The organism is Streptosporangium sp. NPDC003464 (genome assembly GCF_053588315.1).
This window is the reverse complement of the sequence record NZ_JBSFPS010000365.1, coordinates 1-7,866: the sequence shown is the minus strand read 5'-3', so window position 1 is coordinate 7,866 and position 7,866 is coordinate 1. Positions and strand designations below refer to the sequence as shown.

General features: G+C 71.2%; 10 protein-coding genes. 8 read left to right on the top strand and 2 right to left on the bottom strand.

Going from position 1 to position 7,866, the window contains the following annotated elements:
• A partial coding sequence (locus ACWDS7_RS44300) for a DUF5719 family protein (protein WP_451934187.1) occupies nucleotides 1-802 on the top strand: 802 nt, incomplete at its 5' end.
• A gap of 30 nt (nucleotides 803-832) precedes the next feature.
• Here the strand turns inward: ACWDS7_RS44300 and ACWDS7_RS44295 are convergent.
• The gene (locus ACWDS7_RS44295; protein ID WP_306859069.1) at nucleotides 833-1,288 is read right to left on the bottom strand and encodes a metallopeptidase family protein; all 456 of its coding nucleotides are present in this window, start codon (nucleotides 1,286-1,288) and stop codon (nucleotides 833-835) included.
• A 167-nt stretch (nucleotides 1,289-1,455) separates the two neighbouring features.
• Between ACWDS7_RS44295 and ACWDS7_RS44290 the strand changes: the two genes are divergently transcribed.
• Genes ACWDS7_RS44290 through ACWDS7_RS44270 form a run of 5 tightly spaced genes read left to right on the top strand, consistent with a single transcriptional unit; the run spans nucleotide 1,456 to nucleotide 5,479 of the window.
• Nucleotides 1,456-1,824 carry a DUF3499 domain-containing protein gene (locus tag ACWDS7_RS44290; protein WP_043651503.1) on the top strand — a complete coding sequence of 123 codons (369 nt, stop codon included), beginning with the start codon at nucleotides 1,456-1,458 and terminating at the stop codon, nucleotides 1,822-1,824.
• Between the two features lie 49 nt (nucleotides 1,825-1,873).
• Nucleotides 1,874-3,226, top strand: coding sequence for a phosphomannomutase/phosphoglucomutase (locus ACWDS7_RS44285; protein WP_451934186.1), 1,353 nt, complete (start codon nucleotides 1,874-1,876; stop codon nucleotides 3,224-3,226).
• Between the two features lie 4 nt (nucleotides 3,227-3,230).
• Complete coding sequence (locus tag ACWDS7_RS44280) at nucleotides 3,231-3,404, top strand: Trm112 family protein (RefSeq protein WP_012888128.1); 174 nt, start codon at nucleotides 3,231-3,233, stop codon at nucleotides 3,402-3,404.
• Complete coding sequence (locus ACWDS7_RS44275) at nucleotides 3,401-4,507, top strand: bifunctional phosphoglucose/phosphomannose isomerase (RefSeq protein ID WP_451934185.1); 1,107 nt, start codon at nucleotides 3,401-3,403, stop codon at nucleotides 4,505-4,507. Before ACWDS7_RS44280 ends, ACWDS7_RS44275 begins: the two co-directional genes overlap by 4 nt.
• 42 nt (nucleotides 4,508-4,549) lie before the next feature.
• Nucleotides 4,550-5,479, top strand: coding sequence for a cation diffusion facilitator family transporter (locus ACWDS7_RS44270; protein WP_451934184.1), 930 nt, complete (start codon nucleotides 4,550-4,552; stop codon nucleotides 5,477-5,479).
• Nucleotides 5,480-5,656: 177 nt separating this feature from the next.
• On the opposite strand, the gene ACWDS7_RS44265 is transcribed toward ACWDS7_RS44270, so the two are convergent.
• On the bottom strand, nucleotides 5,657-5,992 hold the full coding sequence (locus ACWDS7_RS44265; RefSeq protein WP_306859057.1) for a MerR family transcriptional regulator: 336 nt from the start codon (nucleotides 5,990-5,992) through the stop codon (nucleotides 5,657-5,659).
• Between the two features lie 216 nt (nucleotides 5,993-6,208).
• Here ACWDS7_RS44265 and ahcY point away from each other — a divergent pair, with 216 nt between their 5' ends.
• Nucleotides 6,209-7,636, top strand: a complete 1,428-nt coding sequence (gene ahcY / locus ACWDS7_RS44260) for an adenosylhomocysteinase (protein WP_306859055.1) — start codon at nucleotides 6,209-6,211, stop codon at nucleotides 7,634-7,636.
• Between the two features lie 61 nt (nucleotides 7,637-7,697).
• The coding region (locus ACWDS7_RS44255; RefSeq protein WP_451934188.1) for an adenosylhomocysteinase at nucleotides 7,698-7,866 on the top strand (169 nt) is incomplete at its 3' end.

Genomic DNA, 7,866 nt, shown 5'->3' with positions numbered 1-7,866 from the left:
GGCCCCCTCACCGCTCGTCATGGCCCTTGAGGTGCGCACCAGCTCCGGCCGGGTCGCCGCCGCGGCGCGGGCGATCATGCACGGCGGCCGGGGCGTCGACTGGCTGCCGGTCTCGGCCGCCCCGGCCACCCGCGTCGTGGTGCCGGGCATCCCCGGCGGCGGGGGGAAGCGCGAGCTGTACGTCGCCTCCATCGCCGAGTCCGACACCCTGGTCGAGGTCAAGGCGCTCACCCCCGACGGGACCTACGCCCTCAAGGACCGCGAGCTCGTCGAGGTCCCCGCCGGTTCCGTCGCCACCCTAGACCTGTCCGCCGCCGCCAGCGGGCAGCCCTCGGCGCTCCTGCTCACCTCGGACACGCCGATCGTGGCCGGGCTGGCCGTCACCGGCACCGGCGCGAAGGGCGATGTGGCCTTCACCGCCGGGGCCGCCCCGATCGACCTGGGCAGCGTGGTCGCCGACAACCGCACGGGCAAGAAGAAGAGCTCCCGGCTGCTGCTGACCGCGCCGGACGCGGCCGGCAAGGTGCGGGTCCAGGTGCTGCCGGGCAAGGGCGAGGCGCCGGAGCCGTTCGAGGTGGACATCGCCGCCGCGCGCACCAAGGAGGTCAAGCTGCCCAAGGTGGACGGCGCCTTCGCGGTGGTCGTGCTGCCGCTGCCGGGCTCCGGCCCGGTCTACGGCGGGCGGGTGATGGACGAGAGCGTCAAGGGCGGCCTGCTGCTGACCGCGCAGCCGCTGGCGGCGGCCCGCATGTGGGCGCTGGTCCCGCCGATCACCGAGTCCGTGGCGGCCGTGCTGCCCTGAGGCGCCGGCGCTCCGCCCGCGCCGTCCCGCTCAGTCGCGCTCGTCGTAGCCGGGGTCGACCGTCTCGGGGGACAGGCCCAGGAGCCCGGCGACCTGCTCCACCACGGTGTCGTGCACCAGCGCGCCGAGCTGGTCGCGGTCGCGGGCCCGGGCCTCCAGGGGACGCCGGTAGATGATCACGACGGCCGGGCGCTTGCCCACGGCGGGCTCGGCCCGGCCGAACGGGATCGGCTCGCCGGAGAGCAGGCCGGGCCCGTCGCCGAGCTGGCTGATCGGCGGCACCTCCTCGACCGCGAACTCCACCGCCGCCAGCTGCTTGCTCCAGCGGGGCTTGAGCCGGTCCACCGCGTCCAGGACGAAGTCGTCGAAGCGCTCGCCGCGTGACTTGGCGATCGGCACGTGGGAGGGGGCCAGCGGGCCGCGCATGCCGCGGCCGTGCCGGTCGCGTCTGCGGGGAGGGCGGGGTCCACGGGGTGCCGAGCTCACGGGCCAAGCTTAGACGCGCCCGGCGGAAGGCAGGGAAGAGGTTGTGACAGGGGGCCTAAGCCGTACAGGCGGGTGGAAGGTGGGACACGTGTCCGAATTGTGGCGACACGCTCGTTAAGAGCGCTCAGATAGTGGCGCCTCGGACGCTTACCGGATACGGTCCCACCGTGAGCCCCGTCCGCCGCTGTTCCCGCACCGCGTGCAGTCAGCCTGCCGTATTCACGCTCACGTACGTCTACGCCGATTCGACCGCCGTTCTCGGGCCCTTGGCGACGTACGCCGAGCCGCACTGTTATGACCTGTGCGCCGAGCATGCCGAGCGGTTGACCGCGCCCCGCGGCTGGGAGGTCGTCCGCCTCCCCACCGACGGCGCACCGCCGAGCACGGACGACCTCGAAGCCCTCGCCAACGCGGTCCGCGAGGCCGCCAGGCCCGCGCCGACAGGCGGCACCGAGCCCGTCGGCCAGGGGGTCGAGGTCGGGCGCCGCGGCCATCTGAGGGTGCTCCGTTCCGCTCAGCCCCAGCGCGACCGCTGACCCGACTAGGCTGGGGTCAGCAGACACGACGTAAAAGGGCGGAGCTGGAGTGGGCGACCTCGCCAAGATCTTCAAGGCGTACGACGTTCGAGGCGTCGTGCCGGACGAGTTCGACGAGGAGGCCGCGGAGGCGGTCGGCGCCGCCTTCGTAGAGGTGACCGGCGCCGGGACCGCCGTGGTGGCACACGACATGCGCGCCTCGTCCGGACCGCTGGCCGCGGCCTTCGCCCGCGGGGCCACCTCCCGGGGGGCCGACGTCGTCCACGCCGGGCTGGCCTCCACCGACCTGCTCTACTACGCCAGCGGCAGCCTCGCCCTGCCCGGCGTGATGTTCACCGCCAGCCACAACCCGGCCCGATACAACGGCATGAAGATGTGCCGGGCCGGCGCCGTCCCGATCGGCGGCGACAGCGGCCTGGCGGAGATCCGCGACCGGGCGGCCGAGCTGCTGAGGTCCGGGGTGGGCGGCGCCGGCGGCGGCACCGTGACCGGGCGCGACCTGCTGCGGGGCTACGCCGACCACCTGCGCACGCTGGTGGACCTGTCCGGCATCCGGCCGCTGAAGGTCGTGGTCGACGCGGGCAACGGCATGGGCGGCCACACCGTCCCGGTGGTGTTCGAGGGGCTCCCGCTGGAGCTGACCGGGCTCTACTTCGAGCTGGACGGCACCTTCCCCAACCACGAGGCCAACCCGATCGAGCCGGAGAACCTGCGCGACCTGCAGAAGGCCGTGATCGACGCCGGCGCCGACATCGGCCTGGCCTTCGACGGCGACGCCGACCGCTGCTGGGTCGTCGACGAGCGCGGCGAGTCGGTCTCCCCCTCCGCCATCACCGCGCTGGTCGCGGTGCGCGAGCTGGCCAAGCACCCCGGCGCCAAGATCATCCATAACCTGATCACCTCGCGGGGCGTCCCGGAGATCATCGCCGAGCACGGCGGCGAGCCGGTCCGCACCCGGGTCGGACACTCCTTCATCAAGGCCGAGATGGCCAGGACCGGCGCGGTCTTCGGCGGCGAGCACTCCGCGCACTACTACTTCAAGGACTTCTGGTCCGCCGACTCCGGCATGCTGGCCGCACTGCACGTGCTGGCCGCGCTGGGCGGGCAGGACCGGCCGCTGTCGGAGATCCTCACGGACTACGCCCGCTACACGGCCTCCGGAGAGATCAACAGCACGGTCGCCGACCAGGCGGAGGCGGCGGCACGGGTCCGCGAGACGTTCGCCGGCCGTGACGGCGTCACCTTCGACGAGCTGGACGGCCTGACCGTGTCCGGCCCCGGATGGTGGTTCAATCTTCGTCCGTCCAACACCGAACCGCTGCTCAGGCTGAACGCCGAGGCGGCCGACGAGATTCAGATGGCAGCGATCAGGGACGAAGTTCTCGCTGTCGTGAGGAGCTGAACGAGTGAAGATCGACGACTGGCTGCTTGAGATCCTGGCCTGTCCCAACTGCAAGTCCCCGCTGCGCGCCGAGCCCGAGGTGGACGAGCTGTCGTGCACCTCCGCCAGCTGCGGCCTGGTCTATCCCGTCCGGGACGACATCCCGGTGCTGCTGGTCGACGAGGCGCGGAAGTCGTGAACTGGGAGCCCGATCGGCTCGACGATCAGACGCTGCTGACCGAGGGCGATCCGTCGGGCATGCTGCGCGCGGTGGCGGCATCGGCGGCGCAGGTCCGCACCGCCCACCGGACGGCGCGCGAGGCGGACCTCTCGCCGCTGCGCGCGGACGGCCGGCCCAGGAGCATCGTGGTCGCAGGCATGGGCGGTTCGGGCATCGCCGGTGACGTCCTCAACGCGGTGTGCGGTCACGGCGCCCCGCTGCCGATCATGACCGTGCGGTCCTACCGCCTGCCCGGCTGGGTCGGCGCGACCGACCTGGTGATCGCGGTGTCGTGCTCGGGCCGGACCGAGGAGACGCTCGCGGTGGCGGCGGAGGCCGTCCGCCGCGGCTGCCGCCTGCTGGCGCTGGGCGCGCCCGACTCGCCGCTGCAGGCGATCGCCAGGCAGGCGGGCGCGCCGTTCGTGCCCGTCAGCACCGGAGGGCAGCCGCGCGCCGCCGTCTGGGCCCTGTCGATCCCGCTGATCGTCGCCGCCGCCGAGCTCGGCCTGCTCCAGGCGGACGAGGAGGTGTTCGAGGGCACGGCCAAGCGCCTGGAGGACATCGCCCACCGGTGCCGCCCGGCGAGCGAGTCGTTCATCAACCCGGGCAAGACGCTGGCCATGGAGCTGGCCGAGACCGTGCCGATGATCTGGGGATCCTCCCCGCTGGCCGCGGTCGCCGCCTACCGGTGGGCCTGCCAGCTCAACGAGAACGGCAAATATCCGGCCGTCTGGGGTGAGATCCCCGAGGTGAACCACAACCAGGTGGTGGCCTTCGACGGTCCGCTGGCCACCCGCGACATCTTCGCCGACGACGGCGGACGGTCGCTGCGGCTGTTCGTGCTGCGCGACGTGGAGGAGCATCCGCAGGTGGCGCGGCGGCGCGAGGTGTCGGTCCGGATGGCCGAGGACCGGGGCGTGCCGGTCACCCAGCTCGCCGCCGAGGGGCTGCACCCGCTGGAACGGCTCGCGGCGCTGATTGAATTGGGTGACTACGCGAGTACGTACCTCGCGCTGGGGTACGGGATCGACCCGACCCCTGTGTCGGCCATCACAGAGCTGAAGGCGCGGATTTCCCATTAGGATTCCGTCCGTCTTTTTCGGAATCAATGAGCGGAGGCTGCCGTGAGCGCGGGCGGCGGTACTAAGGCGATCATTGCGGCACTGTCCGCCAACCTTGCGATCGCGGCGGCCAAGTTCGTCGCCTTCCTGGTCACGACCTCATCGTCGATGCTCGCTGAGTCGATCCACTCCCTCGCCGACTCGGGCAACCAGGTGTTGCTGCTGGTCGGCGGGAAGCGGGCGGCGCGGAAGCGGACGGCGGAGCATCCCTTCGGCTACGGCCGGGAGCGATACTTCTACGCCTTCGTCGTGGCGGTGGTGCTGTTCACGATCGGCGCGCTGTTCTCCCTCTACGAGGGCTGGCACAAGATCAGCGATCCGCATCCGGTGGAGACGCCCGTCGTGGCGTTCGGTGTGCTGATCTTCGCGATCATCGCCGAGTCGTTCTCCTTCCGCACCGCGATCAAGGAGTCCAACCCGATCCGCGGCAGCCAGACCTGGATGCAGTTCATCCGCCGGTCCAAGTCGCCGGAGCTGCCGGTCATCGTGCTGGAGGACCTCGGCGCGCTGGTCGGCCTGGTCCTCGCGCTGCTCGGCGTGACGATGGCCGTGATCACCGGTGACGGCGTCTGGGACGGCGTCGGCACGATGGCGATCGGCGTCCTGCTGGCCATCATCGCGGTCATCCTCGCGATCGAGACCAAGTCGCTGCTGATCGGCGAGGGTGCGGGCCCGGAGGTCGAGAGGAAGATCTGCGCCGCCCTGGAGGGCACGCCCGAGGTCGCCCGGGTCATCCACATGCGCACGCTCCACCTGGGACCGGAGGAGATCCTGGTCGCCGCCAAGATCGCGGTGGACCACGACGACACGGCCGCCGAGGTGGCCCGCGGGATCGACCAGGCAGAGCAGCGCATCCGCGCCGCCGTGCCGGAGGCCCGCGTCATCTACCTTGAGCCGGACCTCGACAGGTCCAAGGTCAACGGTTCGGTCTGAGCCACAGCGCCCCTGAGGGCCCCGGCGCCGTGCGGCGCCGGGGCCCTTCCGCGTCCGGGGGTGCGGCCCGCCCGCTGGAGGTCTCCCCGAGGGGCCGGGGCCGTCGGTGACCCACGTCCGGGGGTGTGGCCCGCCCGCCGGAGGTCTCCCCGAGAGGCGTGGCCGTCGGTGATCCGCCTAGGGGCGGCCTTGGAGCAGGCGCAGCGCCTTCTCCTTCTCGAAGTCCAGCGCCCGGCGCGGGGCCTGCAGGCGGCCGATCCGCAGGCCCAGGTCGCGTACGGCCTGGGCCACGGTGGGCTCGCTCAGCACCCGGAGGGCGAAGGCCAGCTCGGAGGGGGAGATGTCGAACCGTTTCTCCAGCTCCACGCCCTGGGCGACGGCCGACAGCTCCTCGGGGCCGAAGCGCCGGTGCGCCCCCTGGCTCCTGACGGGAGGGAGCAGGCCGAGCGCCTCGCGGTAACGGAGCATGCGGGGGGACATCCCCAGCCGCCGGGCGGCCTCGGTGATCCGCATTCTCGGGCCTTTCCGCAGAGTCTTACATTCTTGTGTCAGGTTAGCCGTCTGGAAGGTGCGCGGAGGCATCCGGGCCGCCTAAACTCGCATCGTCGACTTTTCCGGTGGAGCGGCGAGCCGGGTCCGAGAGCGAAGCAGGGTCGCGAGACCGGCGAGGGCCACGAGGCGAGCGCGACCATCAACCAGAAGCGCGACCATCTACCAGAGGGGTAACACATGGACTTCAAGGTCGCCGACCTTTCCCTTGCGGCTTTCGGCCGCAAGGAGATCCAGCTCGCCGAGCACGAGATGCCGGGGCTGATGGCCATCCGCAAGGAGTACGCCGAGGCCCAGCCGCTGGCCGGTGCGAAGATCATGGGCTCGCTGCACATGACCATCCAGACCGCCGTGCTCATCGAGACGCTGGTCGCGCTCGGCGCCGAGGTCCGCTGGGTGAGCTGCAACATCTTCTCCACCCAGGACCACGCGGCCGCCGCCGTCGTCGTCGGCCCGGAGGGCACCGTCGACGACCCCAAGGGCGTCCCGGTCTTCGCCTGGAAGGGCGAGACCCTGGAGGAATACTGGTGGTGCACCGAGCAGGCGCTGGTATGGCCCGGCGGTGACGGCCCCAACATGATCCTCGACGACGGTGGCGACGCCACCCTGCTCGTGCACAAGGGCGCCGAGTACGAGAAGGCCGGTGCCGTCCCCAGCGCCGGCGAGGACGACCCGGAGGAGTGGAAGATCATCCTTGATCTGCTCCGCCGTACGGTCACCGCCGAGAACAAGTGGACCGAGATCGCCTCGCGCATCAAGGGCGTCACCGAGGAGACCACCACCGGCGTCCACCGCCTCTACGAGATGTTCAAGGCGGGCTCGCTGCTCTTCCCGGCGATCAACGTCAACGACTCGGTGACCAAGTCGAAGTTCGACAACAAGTACGGCTGCCGCCACTCGGTCATCGACGGCCTCAACCGCGCCACCGACGTGCTGATCGGCGGCAAGGTCGCGGTCGTGGCCGGCTACGGCGACGTCGGCAAGGGCTGTGCCGACGCCCTCCGGGGCCAGGGCGCCCGCGTCATCGTCACCGAGATCGACCCGATCTGCGCGCTCCAGGCCGCCATGGACGGCTTCCAGGTCACCACGCTGGACGACGTCGTCGGCATCGCCGACATCTTCGTCACCACGACCGGCAACTTCGACATCATCACCGCCGCTCACATGGCGAAGATGAAGCACAACGCCATCGTGTCCAACATCGGCCACTTCGACAACGAGATCGACATGGCCGGCCTGGCCAAGATCCCGGGCATCGTCAAGACCGAGATCAAGCCGCAGGTCCACACCTGGACCTTCCCCGACGGCCGCCAGATCCTGGTGCTCGCCGAGGGCCGCCTGATGAACCTGGGCTGCGCCACCGGCCACCCCTCGTTCGTCATGTCCAACTCCTTCACCAACCAGGTGATCGCCCAGATCGAGCTGTTCACCAAGACCGAGCAGTACCCGGTCGGCGTCTACGTGCTGCCCAAGCACCTGGACGAGAAGGTCGCCCGCCTCCACCTCGACGCCCTCGGCGTGAAGCTCACCAAGCTCACCAAGGCGCAGGCGGAATACATCGGCGTGGACATCGAGGGCCCCTACAAGGCCGACCACTACCGCTACTGATCGACCGTTCCACCGGGCCCCCGCAGCGCTGCGGGGGCCTTCGGGCAATCTGGGGAGAAACGTGGACAGCGCGCTGGTGGCCGCGGGCGAGCGGCGGATCGGATGGGCGGCGCGGTCGATGCCCGTGCTGACCGCCATCGGGGAGCGTTTCGCGGCCGAGCGGCCCCTCGACGGGCTGCGGATCGCCGCCTGCCTGCACGTGACCGCCGAGACCGCGGTGCTCATGGGCG